Source organism: Cytobacillus sp. FSL M8-0252, from assembly GCF_038007345.1.
Taxonomy (GTDB): domain Bacteria; phylum Bacillota; class Bacilli; order Bacillales; family Cytobacillaceae; genus Cytobacillus; species Cytobacillus kochii.
Genome location: NZ_JBBOWZ010000001.1, coordinates 4431890 through 4458009, shown reverse-complemented (window position 1 = coordinate 4458009; position 26120 = coordinate 4431890). Strand labels below are relative to the sequence as shown.

Sequence of the window (26120 nt, the reverse complement as noted above, 5' to 3'; positions counted from 1 at the left end):
TTGTGTTTGTACGCAAAACACGAAGGGAGAAGGAGAAGAATTGCGCGAAAGTTATGATTGCGCGCAAAAGACGAAGGGAGAAGGAGAAGAATTGCACGTAAGTCGTGTTAGCGCGCAAAAGACGAAGGGAGAAGAAGAAGAATTGCGTGAAAGTCGTGTTTGCACGCAAAAGGTAAAGGGAGAAGGAGAAGAATTGCGTGAAAGTCGTGTTTGCACGCAAAAGGCAAAGGGAGAAGGAGGAGAATTGCGCGAAAGTCGTGTTAGCGCGCAAAAGACGAAGGGAGAAGAAGAAGAATTGCGTGAAAGTCGTGTTTGCACGCAAAAAGGTAAAGGGAGAAGGAGAAGAATTGCGTGAAAGTCGTGTTTGCACGCAAAAGGCAAAGGGAGAAGGAGGAGAATTGCGCGAAATCCATGTTTACGCGCAAAAGACGAAGGGAGAAGGAGGAGAATTGCGCGAAATCCATGTTTACGCGCAAAAGACGAAGGGAGAAGGAGAAGAATTGCGCGAAATCCATGTTTACGCGTAAAAGACGAAGGGAGAAGGAGAAGAATTGCGTGAAAGTCGTGTTTGCCCGCAAAAGGCAAAGGGAGAAGGAGAAGAATTGCGCGAAAGTCATGATTACGCGCAAAAGACGAAGGGAGAAGGAGGAGAATTGCGCGAAATCCATGTTTACGCGCAAAAGACGAAGGGAGAAGGAGGAGAATTGCGCGAAAGTCATGTTTACGCGCAAAAGACGAAGGGAGAAGGAGAAGAATTGTGTGTAAGTTATGTCTCCGCAGTAAAAGACAGAAGAAAGGGGATTGGTGTTATTAAGTTTTACATGGCACTTCTAACATTACACATAGAAAGAACCTAAAGCAGATAAAAAGATCATTAGTCTACTTTAGGTTCTATTTATTTTTATAGGTATGAATCAGAGCATATATTGTCTTATCCATTACTACTTCCATTCAACCGTTCCGCCACCAACACGCTTGACTCCGCGAATGCTAGCGACATTTTCAACAAGTTGTAAACATGCTAAGTTCTTTGCTTTCGCTTCAATCATTAAATCCACATCTTGACCTACTTCGCGAATGGCCGTTAGCAGGGGTTGTACAAACTGGAAATCCACATAATCAGCATGCGACCGATAGGCTTTATCTGATTTAGGTGAAGACACATGGATTTTAGGTCGCAAACCCTTATGGCTCCATGTTTGAAATACGCGTGGTAATAATTCTCTTAAAGGAATGTCCACGAGATTAGCCATATGGTGATGATAATCAAAAATCATTGGCACCTTTTCCTCTTCACATACAGCAAGTGTTTCCTCGGCATTATAGGTTTTATCATCGTTTTCTAACGTCATTCTCGCTTTAATATGTGAGGGTAAAGTTTTAAGATTTTCCTCGAAACGTTTTAAGGATGTCATCTTATCACCATAAGCACCGCCTATATGTATATTGATAATAGCGGTCTGGCTTAAACCCATTGCTTCGAGCATGTCAAAATGATATTGCATGTCGATTACGGCATTTTCGGTTACTTCCTGTCTAGGAGAAGTAAATAAAGTAAACTGATTAGGGTGGAAGCTTACACGTAAATGATGGTCTTTAATCAATTTACCCAATTCATACCATTCATTCTTAAAGGGCGATTGGAAATCCCATTTCACATCGGGGTGAGTAGCAAGTGGCACTATCGAACTTGATAATCGGTATAATGGGATTTCATGAGCAATATTATAATGAAGCATTCGCTTTGTGTGAGCAAGATTAAGTGCAGTAATTTCCCTCAGTTTATCTAATCTTTCATGAGCATTTAATTGTTGATAGCGAGCGTAAGTAAGTGTTTTTGCAGGGGAGGCATCCCATAATGTAATCGCATGAGATACATACCCGAAACGTATTGAAATCAATAGTTATCGGCTCCTTATAAAAAGAGATCTACACATCGTGCTAATAATTCTTTCCCTTGTCTCTTCAGGTTGAAACCAGAAATATCTTGATATTGCAGTTTTTCTGCATTCGCTAAATCCTTATGAAATACTTCGCTTAGTTCTTTATGAAAATGAAGATCCTCACTATAACAATTTATTTCATCATTAAGAAAGAAGCTTCTTTTATCAAAATTAGCTGTTCCGACGACAGCAACTTCATCGACGATCATTGCTTTTGCATGATAGAAACCTTTTTTATACTCATACACTTCTGCTCCTGCCTTCAGTAATGGACGTAAGTAACGATGGGAAGCTTCTTTGACAAGAAAGTGGTCACTCGTATAGGGAATCATAATCGTTACTTTTACCCCTCTTGTTAATGCGGACAATAGATGCTGCATTACTTCTACATCGGGAATAAAATAGGGTGTACCAATTTCAATGAATTGTTCAGCATTTTCAATCAGTGCGATATATTCCTCTTTCAAGAATGCACCATCATTCACTTTAAACTGATGTTCTACACTGCCTTTTGTTATATCTTCTGGAAAATACTTTTCAGTTTTACTTATTAGTTGGTTGCTAGCATCTGCCCAATCTTGTAGGAAAACACTTTGTAAAGTATGTGCACCTTCTCCATTTACTTTTAAATGGTAGTCTCGCCATGGTGTAAGTTTACGGTCAAGGTTGATATACTCAGGGCCTACATTAAATCCACCTAAATATCCTACTTTTCCATCAATTACAGAAATTTTCCTATGATTTCTTGCTTGTACGTTGTAAAATAGAAAGGGAAACGTAGGTGTATGGGCAAAGGCTAATTGAATACCATGAGATCGTAGCTCTTTTTTGAGTTTAAAATTCAGAATAATCGGTAAACTACCTGCCCAATCTAATAGCAGACGTACCTCTACACCTTCATTTGCTTTTTGCTTTAAGATAGTTAAAAATTCCTGTCCTATTCCTTCGTCTTTAACAATATAAAAGAGAATATGGATATGGTGTTTTGCTTTTTTTAGCTCCGTAAAATAATCATCAAATAATGAAGGTCCGTCCGCAAAAAGGACAAAGTTAGCGAAAGCGGGGGAGGGGTTCATTCGGCTGACTGTTTTTAAATGTTTTTTACGACCAAGGGCATAATCGACCCATAGAAGAAAAATAAATACGATAGCAATCAGCAAGATGACCGCAACAGAAAGAAGGATTGTCAAGTTGATCATCTCCCAAAACAGTATGTTTAAATAGTATCTCCATAGAGACCTATTCTATTATCGCTTTTATTGCCTGAAGAAAAAAGGATAAAATAAATAAAAAGTAGTTGACTGAATGCTCATTCATTATATAATGGAACTAAGATTTAAATTCAGAAAATTTTAATACGATAAAATTTTCTTTTTACATTGAATAATCTTCTTATACACATGGATTAGTCGAGAAAGGAGTAGAACACACGTGAATGGATTATTATGGGTTAACCTTATTGCGACCGTTCTTGTAATCGCTTACGCACTTAGTTTGTTTGCTTATTTGCTCAAGACCAGATATGAGTACATTAAGCTTGGAAAGAAAACGGCATTTGACAATAATGTTAAAGAGCGTATGAACAAAATTTGGGTCAATGTATTTGGACAAAAGAAGCTTTTAAAGGATAAAAAAAGTGGCGCTATCCACGTCATGTTCTTCTATGGCTTTATTTTAGTCCAGTTTGGTGCAATCGATTTTATTATCAAAGGAATTTCGCCTGGATCACATCTTCCATTAGGTCCGTTGTATCCAGGATTCACTTTTTTCCAAGAAATCGTTACTTTAATGATTTTGGTTGCCGTCATCTGGGCATTTCACAGAAGATATGTTGAAAAGCTTGTTCGTCTAAAAAGAGGTTTTAAATCAGGGATTGTTTTAATTTTTATTGGCGGCTTGATGTTATCTGTTTTATTAGGAAATGGCATGTCGATGATTTGGCACGGACATGATCCTGTATGGACGGAACCGGTCGCTTCGCTTTTCGCCATCGCCTTATCATGGATTGGTGAAACAGCTTCTATTGTAGTCTTTTATGTTTCTTGGTGGATTCACTTATTATTCCTACTCGCTTTCCTAGTCTATATTCCGCAATCGAAGCATGCTCATTTGATTGCAGGACCAGTAAATGTATATTTCAATAGATTAGATAACCCAGGAAAGTTAAAACCAATCGATTTCGAAGATGAATCACAAGAGACATTTGGTGTTGGACATATTGAGGAGTTTTCGCAATTACAAATGATCGACTTTTATGCTTGTGTTGAGTGTGGTCGTTGTACAAATATGTGTCCGGCGACTGGAACAGGTAAAATGCTTTCTCCGATGGATCTTATCATTAAGTTGCGTGACCATTTAACATTCCACGGGGCAGCGGTGACTAGAAAACAACCATGGGTACCGACATTTGCCTTTTCGAATACGAAGGGAAATCAAATTGCTTTAGCAGCTGGGGCAGAGGGTGCTGAAGAGGCGGCAGCGGGCCTCGCTTATAGTCCGAGTTTGATTGGGGAAGTCATTACAGAAGAAGAAATATGGGCATGTACAACTTGCCGTAATTGTGAAGACCAATGCCCAGTTATGAACGAACATGTAGATAAAATTATTGACCTACGCCGATATCTTGTTTTAACAGAAGGTAAAATGGATGCCGATGCACAACGTGCGATGACGAATATCGAACGTCAAGGAAATCCTTGGGGACTAAACAGGAAAGAGCGAGAAGATTGGAGAAGTCTTCGTGAAGATGTACATGTTCCTACAGTGAAAGAAATGAAGAAAGCAGATGAATCTTATGAGTATCTGTTCTGGGTAGGAGCAATGGGTTCTTATGATAACCGTAGCCAAAAGATTGCCCTTTCCTTTGCTCGTCTTTTGAATGAGGCAGGAGTTAAATTTGCTATCCTTGGCAATAAAGAAAAGAACTCAGGTGATACACCAAGACGTCTAGGGAATGAGTTCTTATTCCAAGAGTTAGCAACAAAGAATATCGAAGAGTTTGAGAAAAATGAAGTGAAGAAAATCGTAACAATCGATCCACATGCTTATAATATCTTTAAAAATGAATATCCAGACTTTGGGCTTAAAGCCGAGGTATACCACCATACGGAAGTATTAGCGAAATTGGTGAAGGACGGTGTGTTAAAACCACAATATGCCGTTGAAGAAACGATTACCTTCCATGATTCTTGTTATCTAGGGCGCTATAACGAAGTATATGATCCACCTCGTGAAATTTTAAAATCGATTTCAGGTGTGAAACTAATTGAAATGGAGAGAAATCGCGAAAAAGGAATGTGCTGCGGTGCTGGTGGTGGATTAATGTGGATGGAAGAAGAAACAGGTAATCGTGTCAATGTTTCACGTACAGAACAAGCATTAGCGGTCAATCCAACGGTTATTAGTTCAGGGTGTCCATATTGCTTAACGATGTTATCAGATGGAACAAAAGCAAAAGAAGTAGAAGAAAATGTACAAACATATGATGTAGCTGAGCTTTTAGAAAAAGCTGTTATCGGTGAACAAACACTCGCTTCATAGAAATAAGGAGAGAGGAATTGAAACGTATAAAAATTCAGTAAAAATAAATTTTATGAATTTTTAGGATATTGTTTTAATTCTTCTTTTTTTTCGTGTAAAATAAAGTAAATAAAGCGCTTTCATGATATTTGTAGAAATTTTACTTTTTTCTATGGACATCCTTTGAGCGAGCGTTCAGTCAATAGCCTCTTAGTTAAAAGAAAATTTAGTGAATAAGAGATAAAGAGGAATGGAGTGAAAGTTTTGAGTAAAACAGTCATTGTTGCAGGTGCGAGAACACCTTTTGGTAAGTTTGCTGGTGGGTTAAGCTCTTTCACCGCTTCAGATTTAGGTGGAATCGTTGTTAAAGAAGCTCTAAAACGAGCGAATGTTGCTGGGCAAGATGTAGGCGAAGTAATTTTAGGCTCAGTCTTACAAGGAGGACAAGGACAGCTCCCGTCAAGGCAAGCAGCGCGAAAAGCTGACTTACCTTGGGAAGTGAAAACGGAAACAATCAATAAGGTATGTGCTTCAGGAATGAGGAGTGTGACCTTAGCAGAACAAATTTTAAGACTAGGTGAAGAAGAGATCATTGTTGCCGGTGGAATGGAATCGATGAGTAATGCTCCTTATCTTCTGCCAAAGGCTAGATGGGGATTAAGAATGGGCGATGGCAAAGTGCAGGATTTAATGACATATGATGGTTTAACTTGCAGCTTTTCTGGTGTGCATATGGGCACTTATGGGAATGAAACAGCAGAAGCATTCAACATTAGTAGAGAAGAACAAGATAGATGGGCATTGAGAAGTCATCAGCGAGCAGCAGAAGCAATTAAATCAGGTAAATTAGCTGAAGAAATTGTGCCAGTTGAAGTACCGCAAAGAAAAGGTGAGAGCATCGTCGTTTCAGAAGATGAAGCGCCTAGGAAAGATACATCTTTAGAAAAGTTAGCTAAACTAGGTTCCGCGTTTGGTCCAGGTGGAAGTATTACTGCAGGGAATGCTCCTGGTGTAAATGACGGTGCGGCTGCCCTTGTACTGATGAGTGCAGAAAAGGCAGAGCGTGAAGGAAAAGAGATAGGGGCAGTAATTCTCGGTCATACAGCAATTGCGGTAGAAGCAAAGGACTTTCCGCAAACACCTGGCTTAGTCATTAATGAGTTATTAAAAAAGACAGGTAAAAGCTTAGATGATATTGATTTATTTGAAATAAACGAAGCCTTTGCAGCAGTTGCCTTAACAAGTGGAAGAATTGCTAATTTAGATGAAGAGAAGGTAAATGTGAATGGCGGTGCGGTTGCCCTCGGTCACCCGATTGGTGCAAGTGGTGCAAGGATTATTTTAACACTCATGCATGAATTAAAGCGTAGAGGTGGCGGTATTGGCATTGCTGCTATTTGTTCAGGTGGAGGTCAGGGTGACGCAGTAATGATAGAAGTGGCCAAACAATAAATTCCTGGAGGGGATAAATAAATGAGTATCAATACAGTAATGGTTATCGGTGCAGGACAAATGGGTTCAGGGATCGCGCAAGTTTGTGCGCAAGCGGGATTTAGTGTTTATTTAAATGATTTAAAGCAGGAGTTTTTAGACCGTGGATTAAGTGTGATTAAAAAGAATTTAACTAGACAAGTAGATAAGGGCAGAATGCAAGCAGAAGAAATGGAAAAAGTTCTTGCTAATCTGATTCCCTCTACTTCATTAGAAGATGCAAAACAGGTTGATTTAGTGATAGAAGCAGCTGTTGAAAATATGGAAGTGAAGACAAAGATATTTAACCAACTAGATGAAATTACGCCAGCACATACGATATTAGCATCAAATACATCTTCTTTACCGATTACGGAAATTGCCGCAGCGACTAAACGTCCCGAAAAAGTGATTGGTATGCATTTTATGAACCCTGTACCAGTCATGAAATTAGTCGAAATTATACGTGGTTTAGCAACAACAGATGAAGTGTATCAAGCAATTGAGGACATGACGAAACAATTAAACAAGGTGCCAGTAGAAGTGGAGGACTTTCCAGGTTTTGTGTCTAACCGCATTCTCATGCCGATGATTAATGAGGCTGTCTATACATTATATGAGGGAGTTGCAACGAAAGAAGCAATCGATGACGTTATGAAACTGGGTATGAACCATCCGATGGGACCGTTGACTTTAGCAGATTTCATCGGTTTAGATACGTGTCTCTATATTATGGAAATTTTACACGAAGGCTTCGGTGATGATAAGTATCGTCCATGTCCTTTATTAAGAAAGTATGTAAAGGCTGGATGGCTAGGTAAGAAAACTGGTAAAGGTTTTTACGAATACGCTTAATGATTAAGTAAGTTAAATAATTAGTCGAAGTGGATAAAAATCTTTTTTGAACCTTGCTAAGACACATACAATTGACGACATCGGGGGTTAAGTATATGCATTTAAAGTTTACTGAAGAGCAAGAGATGATGAGAAAAATGGTGAGGGATTTTGCTCAAGCCGAGATAGCTCCATATGTGGATAGGATGGAATCTGGCGAGTTTCCAAGGGAAGTCTTGAGGAAAATGGGAGAGCTTGGATTAATGAGGATTCCCATTCCAGAAAAATACGGTGGCTCTGAAATGGATTTTATGTCCTATATCATTGCTATTAATGAAATCTCTAAAGTAAGTGCAACAATTGGTGTGATTTTATCTGTCCATACATCTGTAGGTACGAATCCAATTGTTTATTTTGGTACAGAAACACAAAAACAAAAGTATGTTCCCAAGTTAGCTAGTGGAGAATATTTGGGTGCGTTTTGCTTGACTGAACCAAGTGCAGGTTCTGATGCAGGAAGCTTAAAGTCAAAAGCGGTAAAAAAAGGAGATCAATATATTATCAATGGCTCCAAAGTATTTATTACAAACGGTGGAGAAGCGGATGTCTATATTGTCTTTGCTTCCACAAACACAGCATTAGGAACAAAAGGAATATCGGCTTTTATTGTTGACAAGGATACCCCTGGACTAGTCATCGGAAAAGATGAACATAAAATGGGACTTCATGGTTCAAGAACTTTACAGCTTAGCTTTGAAGATATGGAGGTACCTTCGGAAAACCTTTTAGGTGAAGAAGGTGAAGGCTTTAAGATTGCCATGTCTAATTTAGATGTGGGGAGGATTGGCATTGCTGCCCAAGCCCTGGGGATTTCTGAAGCTGCCCTTGAGGCATCCACTCGTTATGCTAAAGAAAGAGTCCAATTTGGTAAGCCGATTGCAGCCCAGCAAGGTATTGGCTTTAAGTTAGCGGATATGGCAACGGCAGTTGAAGGAGCAAGACTACTAATCTATCGTGCTGCTCATATGAGACAAAACGGTCAAAAATGTGGGAAAGAAGCATCAATGGCTAAATTATTCGCTTCTAAAACAGCTGTTGAAGTCACAACGGAAGCGATTCAAGTATTTGGTGGCTATGGCTATACAGAAGATTATCCAGTAGAAAGATATTTCCGTGATGCAAAAATAACGGAAATATACGAAGGTACAAGTGAAATTCAAAAGCTAGTAATCAGTAAACAACTTTAACAACTTATCTTGGAGGAGTAATCATGAATTTTCAATTAAGTGAAGAACATGAAATGATTAGAAAAATGGTAAGAGATTTTGCTGAAAACGAAGTGGCGCCGACCGCTGCTAGTCGTGATGAAGAGGAACGCTTTGATCGCAATATATTTAATAAAATGGCTGAACTAGGTTTAACAGGTATTCCTTGGCCAGAGGAATACGGTGGTATTGGGAGTGATTATTTAGCATACTGTATAGCGGTGGAAGAACTGTCACGTGTATGTGCATCTACCGGTGTAACTTTATCTGCACATACATCCCTAGCCGGATGGCCAATTTATAAATTTGGTTCAGAGGAACAAAAACAAAAATATTTAAAGCCGATGGCACAAGGTGAAAAAATAGGTGCTTATGGTCTAACGGAACCAGGTAGCGGATCTGATGCTGGCGGTATGAAAACAACGGCGAGATTAGAGGGCAGTCATTACATTCTTAATGGCTCAAAAATTTTCATCACAAATGGTGGTGAAGCAGAAATCTATGTTGTATTTGCTTTAACTGATCCTTCAAATAAACATAAAGGAACAACGGCCTTTATAGTCGAGTCTAATTATGAAGGATTCTCTGTCGGTAAAAAAGAGAAAAAGTTAGGTATTCGTTCTTCTCCTACAACTGAAATCATTTTCGAAGAGTGTAAAGTACCAGTTGAAAATGTGCTCGGCGAAGTCGGTGAGGGCTTTAAGATTGCGATGATGACGTTAGATGGTGGTCGTAATGGTATTGCTGCACAAGCTGTCGGAATTGCTCAAGGTGCGTTAGATGCGGCAACTGCTTATGCAAAAGAGCGTGTTCAATTTGGAAAACCGATTGCGGCCCAGCAAGGAATTGGTTTTAAATTAGCAGATATGGCAACAAGTGTAGAAGCAGCTAGACTATTGACCTATCAAGCAGCTTGGTTGGAATCTGCCGGACTGCCTTATGGAAAAGAATCAGCTATGTCTAAACTTTTTGCTGGCGATGCGGCGATGAAGGTGACAACGGATGCTGTGCAAGTATTTGGTGGCTATGGTTATACAAAGGATTATCCTGTCGAGCGTTACATGAGAGACGCAAAGATTACACAAATTTATGAGGGTACTCAAGAAATTCAAAGATTAGTCATTTCAAGAATGGTTACGAAATAACAAATAAAGAAATGGGGCGCCGATTATGTTTAGGTACGCAATTAGATCGTTGCCCCGCATTAAATGATTCTTCTCATAGATCCATTAAGTAAAGAGAGGTTTATACAGTCATCAACATGGATGGAGGGTATAAAAGGACGGTAGATAATCATGTCAAAGAGAGAAGTACAGGCCTCTGTCAAAGATGAAAAGCTTGTAAAAAAAAGAAGAGATCAAATGATCAAAGGCGCGGTGAACCTATTCATCGAAAAGGGGTTCCACCGAACGACGACAAGAGAGATTGCGAAAGCTTCTGGATTTAGTATTGGTACATTATATGAATATATCGGAACAAAAGAAGACGTACTATATCTTGTCTGTGACAGTATTTATGATAAGGTTCGAGAGCATCTACAAAAGGGGCTAGACACAAAAAAGGGAACGATTGATAGCCTGAGACAAGGGATAGCAGATTATTTCCGAGTCGTTGATGGTATGCAGGATGAAGTGCTAGTGATGTATCAGGAAGTAAAGTCTTTATCGAAAGACGCGTTACCTTATGTTTTAGAAAAAGAAATTGAAATGGTGGCAATGTTTGAGAAAGTAATCGTTCTTTGCATAGAAAATGGAGAGCTTTCATTACCTGAGACAAAGGTCAAGATGATCGCTCATAATATTTTTGTCCAAGGACAAATGTGGGCGTTTAGGCGTTGGTCATTACAAAGAATGTTTACGATTGAGGAATATATTGAACTACAAACAGATTTACTTTTTCAAGCAATTCATGCAGAGAAACGATAATAGATTAATTGTAAAAATAACTGAAAATAAAATATTTTCACAACTAAGATTACCTTCACCGAAAGAAAGAACAGTGATGATTAATGCTGGATGAAGAGGAGGATTTATCCATGAGTACGATAGAGGTTTATAAACCAAAGAATCATGTCCGATTTGTAACAGCTTCAAGTTTATTTGATGGTCATGATGCATCTATTAATATCATGAGGCGTATTATTCAAGCGAGCGGGGCAGAGGTCATTCATCTTGGGCATAATCGGTCAGTTGAAGAAGTAGTGAATGCTGCCATACAAGAGGATGTCCAAGGAATTGCCATGTCTTCCTATCAAGGAGGTCATGTTGAATATTTCAAGTACATGTATGACCTCTTACAAGAAAAGGGAGCACCTCACATTCGCATCTATGGTGGCGGTGGAGGCGTTATTATTCCACGTGAAATTAGAGAATTGCACGAATATGGGATAGCAAGAATTTTTTCACCTGAAGACGGCAGAAAGAATGGCTTGCAAGGAATGATCAATGAAATGCTAGAAGAATGTGATTTTCCTACGTTTACTCAACAAGATGATAACCTAGTTAAGAAGCTTCCAGAAGGCAATGTGAACTCGATAGCAAGGTTAATTACAATCGCCGAACATCACATTAGTTTAGAGAAAGAACTTGCGGCCAGTCTGGATCCCGTAATGGATAAAGTGAAGAAACTAGAGAAACAAGTCCCAGTCGTTGGTATCACTGGAACAGGGGGAGCGGGTAAAAGTTCATTAACGGATGAACTAATTAGAAGGTTTATCCATGATATCCCTGATAAGAAAGTAGCTATTCTTTCAGTTGATCCGACAAAACAAAAAACAGGTGGGGCATTACTCGGAGATCGGATAAGAATGAATGCGATTTTTCATCCGAGAGTCTATATGCGAAGCCTGGCAACAAGAAAAGCGAGAAGTGAATTGTCACTGGCTATTAAGGATGCGATTTCAGTAGTAAAAGCTGCTGGTTTTGATTTAGTCATTGTCGAAACAAGTGGTATCGGTCAAGGGGATGCAGGTATTACGGATATTTGTGATGTCTCTATGTATGTGATGACTAGTGAATTTGGCGCTCCTTCACAGTTAGAAAAGATTGATATGATTGATTATGCTGATTTAATTGTTATCAATAAATTTGAACGTAAAGGGTCGGAAGATGCGAAAAGACAAGTGCAAAAGCAATATCAGCGCAGTCACATGCTATTTGAAAAAGAACTTGATGACATGCCTGTCTTCGGTACGATTGCCAGTCAATTTAATGACCCGGGCACGAATGCCGTATTTGCTAATCTTGTTGAAATCATAAATAAACAAGCGGGTTTAAATTGGGTAACCACTTATGAGAAAACGGCTGATGTAGAAAAACAAAATGTCATCATTCCGAATGATCAACGTTACTATTTAAGAGAAGTTTCTGATACGGTACGCACCTATCATAAAAAAGCCGAAGAACAAGCGGATTTAGCAAGAAAGCTTTTTCAGCTAGAGGGTGCAATGACCATGTTATCTGAAGAAAAAGATACAAGTGCGCACAGTGCCCTGCAAATGTTAAAAGATAAGACATATGAACAATTAACAATTGAATCTAAGAAGATATTAGAAGGTTGGGAGCAGTTAAGAGAGCAATACAAAGGTGATAAGTTTGTCACAAAAATAAGAGATAAAGAGATAGTAACTATTCTGCGGACGAAGAGCTTATCTGGCTTAGAGATCCCGAAAGTGGCTCTACCGAGTTATAAAGATTACGGGGAAATTATCAAGTGGGTTTATAAAGAAAATGTACCAGGCTCTTTCCCTTATACAGCTGGTGTTTTCCCTTTTAAACGAGAAGGAGAAGATCCGAAGAGACAATTTGCAGGTGAAGGTACACCTGAAAGAACCAACCGTCGTTTTCATTATTTATCTAAAGATGACGATGCGAAGCGATTAAGTACAGCTTTTGATTCAGTTACTTTATATGGAGAAGACCCGGACTATCGCCCAGATATATATGGAAAAGTAGGAGAGAGTGGCGTTAGTATTTGTACACTTGATGATATGAGGAAGCTCTATGCGGGCTTTGATCTTTGTCACCCAACGACTTCTGTCTCTATGACAATAAATGGTCCGGCCCCTATCATCCTAGCGATGTTTATGAACACAGCCATTTCTCAGCAAGTTGAAAAGAAAGAAAAAGAATTAGGTAGGAATCTCACAGTAGAAGAGTTTGCAGAAGTCAGAGCTTTCACTTTACAAACTGTACGCGGAACCGTTCAGGCTGATATTTTAAAAGAAGACCAAGGCCAGAATACTTGCATATTCTCCACTGAGTTTGCCTTAAGAATGATGGGAGATATTCAACAATATTTTATTGATCAAAAGGTTCGAAATTATTATTCTGTTTCCATTTCAGGCTATCATATTGCCGAGGCGGGAGCGAACCCTATCTCTCAATTGGCGTTTACCTTAGCCAACGGTTTTACTTATGTGGAATATTATTTAAGCAGAGGGATGAATATCAATGACTTTGCGCCAAACCTTTCATTTTTCTTCTCGAACGGTTTAGACCCAGAATACACTGTTCTCGGTCGAGTCGCGAGACGTATATGGGCGACGGTTATGCGCGACAAATATGGTGCAAATGAGAGAAGTCAAAAATTAAAATACCACATTCAAACGTCTGGTCGTTCTTTACATGCACAAGAAATAGACTTTAATGATATTCGTACAACGCTGCAAGCATTAATGGCACTCCAAGATAATTGTAATTCTCTTCATACTAATGCATATGACGAGGCGATTACAACACCGACAGAAGAATCAGTTAGGCGAGCGATGGCTATCCAAATGATAATTACTAAGGAACATGGATTGTCTAAAAATGAAAATCCTTTACAAGGTGCATTCATTATTGATGAATTAACAGATTTAGTCGAAGAGCAAGTATTGGTTGAATTTGAGCGAATGAATGATCGCGGTGGCGTACTAGGTGCGATGGAGACACAATATCAACGCGGTAAAATTCAAGATGAATCGATGTATTATGAAATGAAAAAACATACAGGAGAGCTGCCGATTATTGGTGTCAATACGTATATCAATCCAAATCCACCAGCAGATGATGCAGTTGACAGTATGGAGATTGCCAGGGCATCTAAAGAAGAAAAAGAAACACAAATACGTAATCTGCAACTTTTCCAAGAAAGAAATCAAGCAGTTGCTCAAGAAGCACTGCAACGATTAAAAGAGGTTGCAGTAAGCGGTGGGAATATTTTTGACGAACTAATGGAAACGGTCAACGTAGCAAGTTTAGGACAGATAACAAATGCATTATATGAAGTGGGCGGACAATACAGACGGAATATGTAAATTGTCATAATTGAATAATAACCCGGACCATCTAAAAATGTTAAAAGGTGAGTTCGGGTTTTTAAACGTCTAGAGAGGATATTTTATTCATTGACTTTTCCGGAATGAATAAATTGGGTACAATGGAGTAAAGTGATCGTATTCAACAAAATTTCTTGAGTAAATAAGATATACAATTGCTAACCATCATCATATAATAGTATCGGTATGGATTTTGTTTTTTAAGGTGGGTGCGAGTGTGAAGCAAATTATGATTGTTTTTGCATTCATAGTGTTTATCATATGTGCACGATATCTTTATTCAATACAACTAGGGGCCATCCCCTTCTTTTTGTTGTCTGTCTTTTTTACTCTTTTAGCAATAAGGTTGTATCAAAAGGAGAGACAACTCGAAGGTCAATGTAAAAAGTAGGAAAACTTATCGTTAAAGGTAGCATAAACACTAATAATTTGTTTATAATGAAGAATATGCGTTTTTTTCTTTTAAGAAGGCACCGCTGCTTGTAACCTAGAGATTGGACGAGTATGTTTAGGTTGTCTTTTTTATTTTTAGCGTTATACTATTAGGCACGAAATATTTGATTACATGTTGCTAATACATAGCTTGATATAGGGAAAGGAAGTGCTGGTCTTGAGTTTAAAAGGATACTCAAAAGAGCAATTAAAAGAAATGGCATTAATTGAAGTGGCTCATGAATTATTAAATGAAAGAAAAGAGCCTTTGGCGTTTGCTGACATTGTGAGTGAATTAAAAAACCTTTTGGATCTTAGTGAAAAAGAATTCCAAGAGAAGATTGCCCAGTTCTATACAGATTTAAATATCGAAGGGCATTTCATTGGTCTTGGAGACAATCGTTGGGGACTGCGTGCATGGTACCCTGTAGAACAGTATGAAGAGGAAGTTGTTACAGTTATTAAGCCGAAGAAGAAAAAGGCGAAAAAATCTGTAATAGATGAGGAAGAGGAAGATTTTGAAGAAGAAGACATCGATTACGATGATTTAGAGGATTACGATGATCTAGATGAAGACGATGATGTGGATGATCTTCTTGATGATGAAGACGATGACGATGAAGATATCGAAGAAGATTTCGATGAAGACGATGATCTCATCGATGATTTAGAAGATGATGATTTAGATGAAGATGAAGACGATGAGGACAGAAAATAATAGCCTTGACTTTTTTCTTGTAGCCTTGTAGAATCATTTTTGGGCTCCTTTAAAAAGGAACGATCATAAATTGATACGCTAAAAGCGCTCCCTTACTTAATTAAAGTAAGCGGGGCGCTTTTTATTTTTTTGAGTAAGGCTTGATAGTTGAGCATGTGCTGCTTCTACCAAGTTTTTCAAATAAAAGGTCGTGCATGGGACAATTTTTTATGAAAGATAAGATTCATCTTTTTAAACAAAGGATAAATGCACAAGCTATGAATAGTTAAGGGGGAATCATTTATGACAAAATATATTTTTGTTACAGGCGGCGTTGTTTCGTCATTAGGTAAAGGAATCGTTGCAGCATCTTTAGGACGTTTGTTAAAAAATAGAGGGCTTAGCGTAACGATACAAAAGTTTGACCCGTATATCAATGTGGACCCAGGTACAATGAGTCCTTATCAACACGGTGAAGTTTATGTAACAGGAGATGGCGCAGAAACGGATTTAGACTTAGGTCACTATGAGCGTTTCGTAGACATAAACTTAACTAAATACAGCAGTGTAACAACTGGGAAGATCTACTCAACGGTTCTACGTAAAGAGCGTCGTGGAGATTATAACGGAGGAACGGTTCAAGTAATCCCTCATGTTACAAATGAAATTAAAGATAAAGTTTTCCGTGCGGGACATGAAACGAATGCAGATGTCGTTATTACTGAAATCGGTGGAACTGTCGGTGATATCGAATCATTACCATTCCTAGAGGCGATTCGCCAAATTAAGAGTGATATCGGCCGAGATAATGTTATGTATATTCATTGTACATTGGTGCCGTATATTAAAGCGGCTGGAGAAATGAAAACAAAGCCGACACAACACAGTGTAAAAGAATTAAGAAGCTTAGGTATTCAACCAAATGTTGTCGTTGTCCGTACAGAAATGCCTATCTCTCAAGAAATGAAAGACAAGCTTGCACTCTTCTGTGATATTGATAAAGAAGCAGTTATTGAATGTAGAGACGCTGAAACACTTTACACTATTCCATTAGCTTTACAAGAACAAGGCTTAGATAAACGTGTATGCAAAGAGATGAAATTAGATTGTGCAGAAGCAGATATGACTGAGTGGAAACAACTTGTAGACAAAGTGCTTCACTTAACGAAGAAAACAAAAATTGCACTTGTAGGGAAATACGTTGCTCTTCAAGATGCTTATATTTCTGTTGTTGAAGCATTAAAACATGCAGGTTATGCACATGATGCAGATATTGATGTAAAATGGATCAATGCAGAGCATGTCACTAAAGAAAATGTTGCTGAACTTTTAGGGGATGTTGACGGTGTTCTTGTACCAGGTGGCTTTGGGGATCGTGGGATTGAAGGAAAAATCCTAGCAACACAATATGCCCGTGAAAACAATAAACCATTCTTAGGCATTTGTCTGGGTATGCAACTGGCTACTGTTGAATTTGCTCGTAACGTTCTTGGATTAGATGGTGCACACTCAGCGGAAATCAATCCTGAAACGAACCACCCAATCATTGACCTTTTACCTGAACAAAAAGATGTTGAAGATTTAGGTGGTACACTACGTTTAGGCTTACAAGCATGTAAACTAGAAGAAGGTACAGCTGCTTATGAAGCATACCAAGATGAAGTCGTTTACGAACGTCATCGTCACCGTTATGAATTTAATAATCACTACCGTCAAGAAATGGAAGAAAAGGGTCTTGTCTTCTCTGGTACAAGCCCAGATGGTCGACTAGTAGAAATCATTGAATTGAAAGATCACCCATGGTTCGTGGCATCTCAATTCCATCCAGAATTCACATCTAGACCAACACGTCCACAACCACTTTTCCGTGACTTTGTCGGTGCTACAATCAATATCAATGAATAAATTGTTATAAGGAGGAGATTTCCGGATCTCTTCCTTTTTTTGTGTAAAATCAAGAATTCAAAAGGGTACAAAAATAAAATTTGGTATTTTTATTACAATCAATCTTCATGAAGCTAGCTTCTGTAAGTGGTATGACATTACTCAGAAGGAAAAACCAAAGGTGAGCGCTTCGCAAAAGGGGTTTGCAAGTCACTCAGAGAGAAAACCAAAGGTGAGCGCTTCGCAAAAGGGGTTTGCAAGTCACTCAGAGAGAAAACCAAAGGTGAGCGCTTCGCAAAAGGGGTTTGCAAGTCACTCAGAGAGAAAACCAAAGGTGAGCGCTTCGCAAAAGGGGTTTGCAAGTCACTCAGAGAGAAAACCAAAGGTGAGCGCTTCGCAAAAGGGGTTTGCAAGCCGCTCAGAGAGAAAACCAAAGGTGAGCGCTTCGCAAAAGGAGTTTGCAAGTCACTCAGAGAGAAAACCAAAGGTGAGCGCTTTACAAAAGGGGTTTGCAAGTCACTCAGAGAGAAAAGCAAAGGTGAGCGCTTCGCAAAAGGGGTTTGCAAGTCACTCAGAGAGAAAAGCAAAGGTGAGCGCTTCGCAAAAGGGGTTTGCAAGTCACTCAGAAGGAACACTAAAGGTGAGCGCTTTACAAAAGAGGCCCGCATGTCGTTCAGAAAGAGAAAGAAACATGTATCAGTGCATATCGTAAATTTGTCACTGAAAAATGTATGAACGAAACAAAAAAGTTCACAGTAAATAATTTAGATTCGCTTCACACTTGCAAAGAAAAGTAATATTGGTTTAAAGAGACAATGAAACAAACACTAATCATTTATTTCAAAGCCGTTGTGTAGTTAAGAATATATGCGCCCGAGAAATGAGCCCTTCTATAACATATAAAAAAAGCAAGGAACCCCGTCAAAATGGAATCCCTCGCCTCATATAAATACACATATTAATAATCTGCTAATATCTCGTCTAACGTAAATTTAATTCCATGATAGATAAATAATGCTCCTATCGCAGATGGATAACCAACTCGTTCCCCGCTTTCATTTGGAACAAGTCCTTGCTTCAGTTGTAAGTCGAAATGTACATCGGAATAGGAGGCTAATTGCTCCGTGTTATCAGATGGAAGGGCACTTATTGTTGCAAAAGGTATGAATTGATTACTCAAATGTTGTGCTAATAGGAGTGCTTCCTTGTCATCACTCTCTCTGGTGATAATGAGAAAACGGTCACTAGCTGAGATATCATCAAATGATGCAGAAGAATCCCAGACTTTTGCGTTTGCCAGTGCGTCTACTCCCTCAGTTGCTTCGATACCGACAGCTTGCATCTCCTGTTTTCCGTAAATATATATATGGCCCTCACCGACACTCGCTTGAGCTAAAATTCGAGCAGCATCTTCTATTGATTCTTCATGATTGTCTTGCCATTTTTTAAATAAACCGAATAATTGTGTAGAAAAAATCTTTAACATTAATAATTCCTCCTGTACTTCTCCCAATATTATCATTATATTGAAATAAGACGAAATCACAAAATAATCAGGCTGCTCACTTTGGTTTTTTGGTGCTACAGTAATTGATTGATACACAACGAAAAGAGAACCATCAACTTGTCGAAATATAGCAATTAACGGCGATGACTCATTCTAGTTATTTTCCTAACAAATGCAGGAAAAAAACACTTAGGGTCGAATTTAAAAACATTAAGTATTCTTGATTAAACGAGAATGGGGTGTATTATGAAAGGGAAAATATTGATTGTCGATGATCAGTTTGGTATAAGGATTCTATTAAATGAAGTTTTACAGAAGGAGGGCTATGAAACGTACCAAGCAGCAAACGGAATTCAAGCTCTTGATATTGTAGCGAAGCATGACCCAGACTTAGTATTATTAGATATGAAAATCCCAGGTATGGATGGGATTGAAATTCTAAAGAGAATGAGAGAAGGGCATCATGATATAAGAGTCATCATTATGACTGCTTATGGAGAATTAGATATGATTCAAGAGGCAAAAGATTTAGGTGCTTTAACACATTTTGCTAAACCATTCGACATAGATGACATTCGGGCGGCTGTTAAGAAATATTTACCAGTACCTAAATAAGGTTATACAATTATGCCTTTTTTAATTAATAGTACATCTTATTTATGAAAAGTTATAACCTAATCATAGATTTTCTCTGCACATTTTGGTATGATACAAATGGAATTTATATGTTCATTTCATTTTTTCCGTTTGATGGAGAGCTATTAGGGTACATAAACATGTAGCTGGAAGGAAATCCTTTAAAAGGAATGACTGAAGTGAATAAGACAAGGAGGATTTTTACATATGCCTTTAGTTTCTATGACTGAAATGTTGAAAAAAGCAAATGCAGAGGGCTATGCAGTTGGTCAATTCAACTTAAATAATTTAGAGTTTACACAAGCAATTTTACAAGCAGCTGAGGAAGAAAAATCACCTGTAATTCTTGGTGTTTCTGAGGGTGCAGGTCGTTATATGGGTGGATTCAAAACGGTTGTTAAAATGGTAGAAGGTCTAATGGAAGACTATAATATTACTGTTCCAGTGGCCATTCATCTTGATCATGGTTCAAGTTATGATAAATGTAAAGAAGCAATCGATGCAGGATTTACTTCTGTTATGATTGATGCTTCTCATGATCCATTTGAGCAAAATATCGAAATCACTTCTAAAGTAGTAGAATATGCGCATTCAAAAGGAGTATCTGTTGAGGCTGAGCTTGGCACTGTTGGTGGACAAGAAGATGACGTTGTTGCAGATGGCGTTATTTATGCAGATGCAAAAGAATGTGAAGAATTAGTTCAGAGAACAGGGATTGACTGCTTAGCGCCTGCTCTTGGGTCTGTTCATGGACCATACAAAGGTGAGCCTAACTTAGGGTTTACAGAAATGGAAGAAATTCGTGGCTTAACAGGTGTACCACTTGTATTGCATGGTGGGACAGGTATCCCAACGAAAGATATTCAAAGAGCAATTTCTCTAGGAACAGCAAAGATTAACGTAAATACAGAGAACCAAATTGCATCTGCGAAAAAAGTACGTGAAGTCCTTGCAGCAGATGAAAAAATGTACGATCCACGTAAATATTTAGGGCCTGCTCGGGAAGCGATTAAAGCAACAGTAATTGGCAAAATGCGCGAGTTTGGTTCTGCTAACAAGGCATAAAATAGAAAAGAAGCCGTTGTTCATTCAACGGTTTCTTAAGCTTATTTAAAGCAACTTCTCAATTCAATCCCTCTTGACTCTCGGAAAACTCATTAGTCAACAATTTCCATCGGTGAATGAATCCATGATGCAAATGTTTCCTTAAAAATTTACATATTCATAACAATTCGAAACAACAACTACATTTCCAATTGTTATGGTGTAAAATAGAAGAAGGAAGATGCATCTAAATGCCTATCATATGTGAGCTTTTTAAAAATTGTTAGACATGTTAACATAAAGATGCTTATTTTTTCAATAGATAGACAACAATGGTAATGTAGATTACACCTGTGTTTTTTTAAAAATGCGGGTTTGTTTTATGACTGATAGAGCAAAGATTCCACATAGGACAAGCTTATTCTTATAGAGCATCCTCTATAAAGGGGTTGCGTTAACGGCTTAGAAGGGAGTTCAAAATGGAAAAGCTTATGATTGCAGGCGGATACCCATTAAAAGGAACAGTGAGAATTAGCGGCGCGAAGAATAGTGCAGTTGCTTTAATACCGGCAACAATACTGGCAGATTCGCCTGTAACAATAGAAGGTTTACCAGATATTTCGGATGTGCAAATCTTAAAAGGTTTACTAGAGGAAATCGGTGGTGAAGTAACATTCGCTGATGGAGATATGCAGGTTGATCCTTCTGCAATGATCTCGATGCCTATGCCTAATGGCAAGGTGAAAAAGCTTCGTGCTTCTTATTATTTAATGGGGGCCATGCTTGGACGATTTAATAAAGCAGTCATTGGACTTCCGGGTGGTTGTCATTTAGGACCGAGACCGATTGATCAGCATATTAAGGGTTTTGAGGCACTCGGCGCAAGTGTAACAAATGAACAAGGCGCGATTTATTTACGTGCAGATGAACTAAGAGGTGCACGTATTTATTTAGATGTCGTCAGTGTTGGTGCAACTATTAATATTATGCTCGCTGCTGTAAAGGCAAAGGGTCGTACGGTTATAGAAAATGCGGCTAAAGAACCTGAAATTATTGATGTTGCTACATTGCTGAATAATATGGGTGCAAAGATAAAAGGCGCGGGTACTGATGTAATCCGTATTGATGGTGTAGATCAGCTCCATGGATGCCAGCATACAATTATTCCTGACCGTATTGAAGCTGGGACTTATATGGTGCTTGCTGCAGCTTCTGGAGAGGGCGTTTTAATTGATAATGTTATTCCCCATCATCTTGAATCATTAACGGCAAAGTTAAGAGAAATGGGTGTGCAAATTGAAGCGGGTGATGATCAAATTTTTGTCGGTCCCGCTGACAAAATGAAGGCAGTAGATATTAAGACACTTGTATATCCTGGTTTTCCAACTGATCTCCAGCAACCATTAACGGCATTGTTAACGAATGCAGAAGGAACAAGCATGGTAACTGATACGATATATGGGGCTAGATTTAAGCATATTGATGAATTGAGAAGAATGAATGCCAATATTAAAGTGGAAGGTCGTTCGGCTATTATTAACGGCCCTATGAAATTGCAAGGTGCCAAAGTAAAGGCAAGTGATTTACGTGCTGGAGCAGCGCTAGTCATCGCAGGCCTTATGGCTGAAGGGGTAACAGAGGTTACTGGCGTTGATCACATTGATAGAGGTTATAGTCATTTAGTTGAAAAACTCAATGGTTTAGGAGCAACGATTTGGAGAGAAAAGCTAACTGATCAAGAAATTGAACAAATGAATAATGCTTAATGATGAATTGACAATGTTATAAATGTACATCTAGATTCCGCATCGATTTCAGTACATACTGAGACGAAGTGAATATTGGGGAGGAAGTAAAAATGGAAAGAAGTTTATCAATGGAGTTGGTTCGTGTTACAGAAGGTGCAGCACTAGCATCTGCTCGTTGGATGGGCCGTGGATTAAAAGATGAAGCAGATGGTGCAGCAACTGAAGCAATGAGAGATATCTTTAATACAGTTCCTATGCAAGGTAGAGTAGTGATTGGTGAAGGTGAAATGGATGAAGCACCAATGCTATATATTGGCGAAGAGCTTGGAACAGGTTCTGGCCCTCAAGTTGATATTGCAGTCGACCCTGTCGAAGGTACAAGTATTGTTGCCTCTGGTGGTTGGAATGCGCTTGCGGTTCTGGCAGTGGCAGATCGAGGTAACTTACTATATGCACCAGATATGTATATGGATAAAATTGCCGTTGGACCTGAGGCGGTTGGACAAATCGATATCAATGCTCCAGTGATTGATAACTTGAGAGCTGTTGCGAAAGCAAAAAACAAAGATATTGAGGACGTTGTTGCAACTGTACTTAATCGTGATCGGCACCAACATATTATTGAACAATTGCGTGACGCTGGCGCTAGAATTAAGCTAATTAATGAAGGCGATGTAGCAGGAGCCATTAATACGGCGTTCGATCATACAGGCGTAGATATTTTATTTGGAGCAGGTGGTGCCCCTGAAGGTGTTGTTGCAGCTGTAGCATTGAAATGTCTTGGTGGTGAATTGCAAGGTAAACTGCTTCCCCAAAACGATGCGGAACTAGAAAGATGTATTAAAATGGGATTAGATGTTAACAAAGTATTATTGATGGAAGACCTAGTTAAAGGTGATGACGCAATCTTTGCTGCGACAGGTATTACGGATGGAGAACTTTTGAAAGGCGTTCAATTTAAAGGATCTTACGGTTCGACGTCTTCAGTCGTTATGCGTGCTAAATCGGGCACAGTAAGGTTTATTGATGGTCGTCATAGCTTGAAGAAAAAACCTAATCTTGTAATTAAATAATTGCTGATAGACCTAAGAAGTGCATCCTTGCATTTCTTAGGTTAAATTAAAATAGAAAGAATCCTTCCAAATATCCTACTATAAAATGTAGTTGCCTAACATAGAGGTTAGGGGTAAAATAAAAGATATTTTCAAAGGAAGACCAATCATTCCTCTATTACAAGGAGAGTTGACTAAATCAAACTCTTCGTTTACTTCAGGAAGCCTCAAACATACTTTCCTTTCCAACCATATTCGAATATATAATGAATCTTATTTTTTTAGCATATGGGGGAAATAATCGAAAAATCTAAAGAGTGGTGTAGAAATGGGACTAAATATTTCAAGTCTAGAGAATATGAAATTGAAAGAACTTTATGAACATGCAAGAGAATATAAAGTTTCTTATTATAGTAAATTATCAAAGAAAGAACTTATTTTTGCGATATTAAAAGCGAGAGCGGAACAAGAAGGATACTTCTTTATGGAAGGTGTTCTAGAAATCATTCAATCAGAAGGTTTCGGTTTCTTAAGGCCGATTAACTATTCGCCAAGTTCAGAGGATATTTATATCTCTGCATCGCAAATTCGTCGCTTTGATTTAAGAAATGGTGACAAAGTTTCTGGTAAAGTTCGTCCGCCGAAAGAAAATGAACGTTATTTTGGTTTGCTACAAGTGGAAGCGGTTAACGGAGATGATCCAGAGACATCAAAGGAACGTGTTCATTTCCCAGGTTTAACGCCTCTATATCCTGATCGTCATATGAATTTAGAGACAAAAACAAGACATATTTCCACTAGAATTATGGACTTAATTTCACCAGTTGGTTTTGGACAACGTGGCTTAATTGTCGCTCCTCCAAAAGCAGGGAAAACGATGTTGTTAAAAGAAATTGCCAACAGTATTACAACGAATCATCCTGAAGCAGAGCTTATCGTATTACTTATTGATGAAAGACCGGAAGAAGTAACAGATATTGAACGCTCTGTTGCTGGTGATGTTGTTAGTTCAACATTTGACGAAGTGCCGGAAAATCATATTAAAGTGGCAGAGCTCGTATTAGAGAGAGCGATGCGTCTAGTTGAGCATAAGCGCGATGTTGTCATCTTAATGGATAGTATTACACGTTTAGCTAGAGCTTATAACTTGGTCATTCCTCCAAGTGGTCGTACGTTATCAGGCGGTATTGACCCAGCCGCATTCCACCGTCCGAAAAGGTTTTTCGGTGCCGCAAGAAATATTGAGGAAGGCGGAAGCTTAACTATCTTAGCTACTGCTCTGGTTGATACGGGATCACGTATGGATGATGTGATTTATGAAGAGTTTAAAGGAACGGGGAATATGGAGTTACATCTTGATCGTTCGCTTGCTGAAAGACGAATTTTCCCTGCAATTGATATTAGACGATCTGGCACCCGTAAGGAAGAATTGTTGATTCCTAAGGATCATCTTGATAAACTATGGGCAATCCGTAAATCAATGACTGATTCTCCTGATTTTGCGGAAAAACTCATGAGAAAATTAAAGCAAACGAAATCGAATGAGGATTTCTTTGCCTTATTGAGTGAAGAGATGAAAGCAAAGCGCTCTCATTAGGTTTGGAATCAAATGGTAAAGCTCATTCGTAATCGATGATTGCAAATTAAGCTCGACCTTGTTATAATGATTCCAGTGCGTTTCTAAGATTACGGTGAATCCGTAACTATATAACTCTGTTTCAGAATGATTCAGGGCGGAAGGAGATGAAAAGAATGAAAGCAGGAATTCATCCTAACTATAAAACAGCAATGGTGAAATGTGCATGCGGTAACGAATTCGAAACGGGTTCTGTACAAGAAGAAATCCGTGTAGAAACTTGCTCAGAATGCCACCCATTCTATACTGGACGTCAAAAATTCGCTGAAGCTGGCGGACGTGTTGACCGTTTCAATAAAAAATACGGCATCAAACAGAAGTAATTTAAATAACAATCAAAGCAGGCAAGTCATGATACTTGCCTGTTTTTTCATGAATGTCGAAAAATAGTGGTGCACACCACCACTATTTTTCGGCATTTAACATAAGAATGTTTCTTTTGTGAGACCTTAACAGTAAGGACTGTAATAGGTGTTTATAGATAGATTAGATTGTTGCGGAAGGAGAGACCTTTCATGTATGTTATCAATCATCATGGATGGGTTGAGGTAATTTGCGGGAGTATGTTCTCTGGTAAGTCAGAGGAGCTTATTCGCAGAGTAAGGAGGGCACAATTTGCCAAACAGCAAATTGCTGTATTCAAGCCTCAAATCGATAAACGTTATAGTGATGAATCAGTTGTTTCTCATAATGGGGCATCGTTTATTGCTCAACCTGTAGCCTGCTCAGAGGATATTTTGTCATTTGTTACGTCTGATACAGAAGTCGTAGCTATTGATGAAGTTCAGTTTTTTGATAATCAAATCATTGAAGTTGTGGAGATGCTTGCGGGAAACGGTCATCGTGTCATTGTGGCTGGGTTAGACGTTGATTTTCGTGGTGAGCCTTTTGGTCCGATGCCAGATTTAATGGCTACTGCTGAGTTAGTGACAAAACTACAAGCCGTTTGTGCTGTTTGTGGATCACCTGCTAGTCGAACACAGCGTTTAATTGATGGTAAACCGGCATCATATACAGACCCCACTATTCTTGTGGGCGCATCTGAATCGTATGAACCTCGGTGCCGTGAACATCATGAAGTGATTGGCAAACCAAAAAGTATTAAAAATCACACGGAAATGATGAAATAACAC

23 protein-coding genes are annotated in these 26120 nt (G+C 38.7%); 20 read left to right on the top strand and 3 right to left on the bottom strand.

Annotated elements, in window-relative coordinates:
• Positions 1-40: 40 nt before the first annotated feature.
• From MKX83_RS22580 to MKX83_RS22570, 3 genes are read left to right on the top strand one after another with little or no spacing between them, the layout of a single operon-like run.
• Positions 41-355: a hypothetical protein gene (locus MKX83_RS22580; RefSeq protein WP_341058127.1), complete on the top strand. Its 315-nt coding sequence runs from the start codon at positions 41-43 to the stop codon at positions 353-355.
• Positions 348-527 (top strand): hypothetical protein, encoded by a 180-nt coding sequence (locus MKX83_RS22575; RefSeq protein WP_341058126.1) that lies wholly within the window; start codon positions 348-350, stop codon positions 525-527. Before MKX83_RS22580 ends, MKX83_RS22575 begins: the two co-directional genes overlap by 8 nt.
• Before the next feature lie 24 nt (positions 528-551).
• Positions 552-857, top strand: coding sequence for a hypothetical protein (locus MKX83_RS22570; RefSeq protein WP_341058125.1), 306 nt, complete (start codon positions 552-554; stop codon positions 855-857).
• An 84-nt stretch (positions 858-941) separates the two neighbouring features.
• Here MKX83_RS22570 and uvsE read toward each other — a convergent pair whose 3' ends face one another.
• Positions 942-1898 (bottom strand): UV DNA damage repair endonuclease UvsE, encoded by a 957-nt coding sequence (uvsE, locus tag MKX83_RS22565; protein ID WP_341058660.1) that lies wholly within the window; start codon positions 1896-1898, stop codon positions 942-944.
• A gap of 17 nt (positions 1899-1915) precedes the next feature.
• Complete coding sequence (gene cls / locus MKX83_RS22560; RefSeq protein ID WP_341058123.1) at positions 1916-3133, bottom strand: cardiolipin synthase; 1218 nt, start codon at positions 3131-3133, stop codon at positions 1916-1918.
• 241 nt (positions 3134-3374) lie between these two features.
• Here cls and MKX83_RS22555 point away from each other — a divergent pair, with 241 nt between their 5' ends.
• From MKX83_RS22555 to MKX83_RS22510, 10 genes are all read left to right on the top strand, one after another.
• Entirely contained in the window at positions 3375-5483 is a 2109-nt protein-coding gene (locus tag MKX83_RS22555) for a heterodisulfide reductase-related iron-sulfur binding cluster (protein WP_307316578.1), read from the top strand.
• Between the two features lie 243 nt (positions 5484-5726).
• Positions 5727-6914, top strand: coding sequence for an acetyl-CoA C-acetyltransferase (locus tag MKX83_RS22550; protein WP_341058121.1), 1188 nt, complete (start codon positions 5727-5729; stop codon positions 6912-6914).
• Between the two features lie 21 nt (positions 6915-6935).
• Positions 6936-7787 (top strand): 3-hydroxybutyryl-CoA dehydrogenase, encoded by an 852-nt coding sequence (locus MKX83_RS22545; protein WP_095371555.1) that lies wholly within the window; start codon positions 6936-6938, stop codon positions 7785-7787.
• A gap of 95 nt (positions 7788-7882) precedes the next feature.
• Positions 7883-9013: an acyl-CoA dehydrogenase gene (locus MKX83_RS22540; RefSeq protein ID WP_341058117.1), complete on the top strand. Its 1131-nt coding sequence runs from the start codon at positions 7883-7885 to the stop codon at positions 9011-9013.
• Between the two features lie 23 nt (positions 9014-9036).
• Entirely contained in the window at positions 9037-10176 is a 1140-nt protein-coding gene (locus MKX83_RS22535; protein ID WP_095371557.1) for an acyl-CoA dehydrogenase, read from the top strand.
• Positions 10177-10326: 150 nt separating this feature from the next.
• Positions 10327-10956, top strand: coding sequence for a TetR/AcrR family transcriptional regulator (locus MKX83_RS22530; protein WP_095371558.1), 630 nt, complete (start codon positions 10327-10329; stop codon positions 10954-10956).
• Between the two features lie 110 nt (positions 10957-11066).
• The gene (gene icmF / locus MKX83_RS22525) at positions 11067-14330 is read left to right on the top strand and encodes a fused isobutyryl-CoA mutase/GTPase IcmF (protein ID WP_095371559.1); all 3264 of its coding nucleotides are present in this window, start codon (positions 11067-11069) and stop codon (positions 14328-14330) included.
• A 631-nt stretch (positions 14331-14961) separates the two neighbouring features.
• On the top strand, positions 14962-15501 hold the full coding sequence (gene rpoE, locus MKX83_RS22520; RefSeq protein WP_095371560.1) for a DNA-directed RNA polymerase subunit delta: 540 nt from the start codon (positions 14962-14964) through the stop codon (positions 15499-15501).
• Positions 15502-15783: 282 nt separating this feature from the next.
• On the top strand, positions 15784-17385 hold the full coding sequence (locus MKX83_RS22515) for a CTP synthase (RefSeq protein ID WP_095371561.1): 1602 nt from the start codon (positions 15784-15786) through the stop codon (positions 17383-17385).
• 160 nt (positions 17386-17545) lie between these two features.
• Positions 17546-18076 carry a hypothetical protein gene (locus tag MKX83_RS22510; RefSeq protein WP_341058110.1) on the top strand — a complete coding sequence of 177 codons (531 nt, stop codon included), beginning with the start codon at positions 17546-17548 and terminating at the stop codon, positions 18074-18076.
• Positions 18077-18322: 246 nt separating this feature from the next.
• Here MKX83_RS22510 and MKX83_RS22505 read toward each other — a convergent pair whose 3' ends face one another.
• A complete protein-coding gene (locus MKX83_RS22505) occupies positions 18323-18850 on the bottom strand; it encodes a DUF2529 domain-containing protein (protein ID WP_307318189.1) in 528 nt (175 codons plus the stop codon).
• A gap of 267 nt (positions 18851-19117) precedes the next feature.
• On the opposite strand from MKX83_RS22505, the gene MKX83_RS22500 reads away from it, so the two are divergent.
• The 7 genes from MKX83_RS22500 (at position 19118) to MKX83_RS22470 (ending at position 26117) form a co-directional block, all read left to right on the top strand.
• The gene (locus MKX83_RS22500; protein ID WP_095371562.1) at positions 19118-19486 is read left to right on the top strand and encodes a response regulator; all 369 of its coding nucleotides are present in this window, start codon (positions 19118-19120) and stop codon (positions 19484-19486) included.
• Positions 19487-19714: 228 nt separating this feature from the next.
• Positions 19715-20572, top strand: a complete 858-nt coding sequence (locus tag MKX83_RS22495) for a class II fructose-bisphosphate aldolase (RefSeq protein WP_095371563.1) — start codon at positions 19715-19717, stop codon at positions 20570-20572.
• A gap of 458 nt (positions 20573-21030) precedes the next feature.
• Positions 21031-22317, top strand: a complete 1287-nt coding sequence (locus MKX83_RS22490) for a UDP-N-acetylglucosamine 1-carboxyvinyltransferase (protein WP_251162321.1) — start codon at positions 21031-21033, stop codon at positions 22315-22317.
• 92 nt (positions 22318-22409) lie between these two features.
• The gene (gene glpX, locus MKX83_RS22485) at positions 22410-23372 is read left to right on the top strand and encodes a class II fructose-bisphosphatase (protein WP_095371565.1); all 963 of its coding nucleotides are present in this window, start codon (positions 22410-22412) and stop codon (positions 23370-23372) included.
• A 307-nt stretch (positions 23373-23679) separates the two neighbouring features.
• Complete coding sequence (gene rho / locus MKX83_RS22480) at positions 23680-24948, top strand: transcription termination factor Rho (RefSeq protein ID WP_095371566.1); 1269 nt, start codon at positions 23680-23682, stop codon at positions 24946-24948.
• Positions 24949-25103: 155 nt separating this feature from the next.
• Positions 25104-25310, top strand: coding sequence for a 50S ribosomal protein L31 (rpmE, locus tag MKX83_RS22475; protein WP_095371567.1), 207 nt, complete (start codon positions 25104-25106; stop codon positions 25308-25310).
• 192 nt (positions 25311-25502) lie between these two features.
• Positions 25503-26117 carry a thymidine kinase gene (locus MKX83_RS22470; protein ID WP_341058103.1) on the top strand — a complete coding sequence of 205 codons (615 nt, stop codon included), beginning with the start codon at positions 25503-25505 and terminating at the stop codon, positions 26115-26117.
• Positions 26118-26120 lie beyond the last annotated feature (3 nt).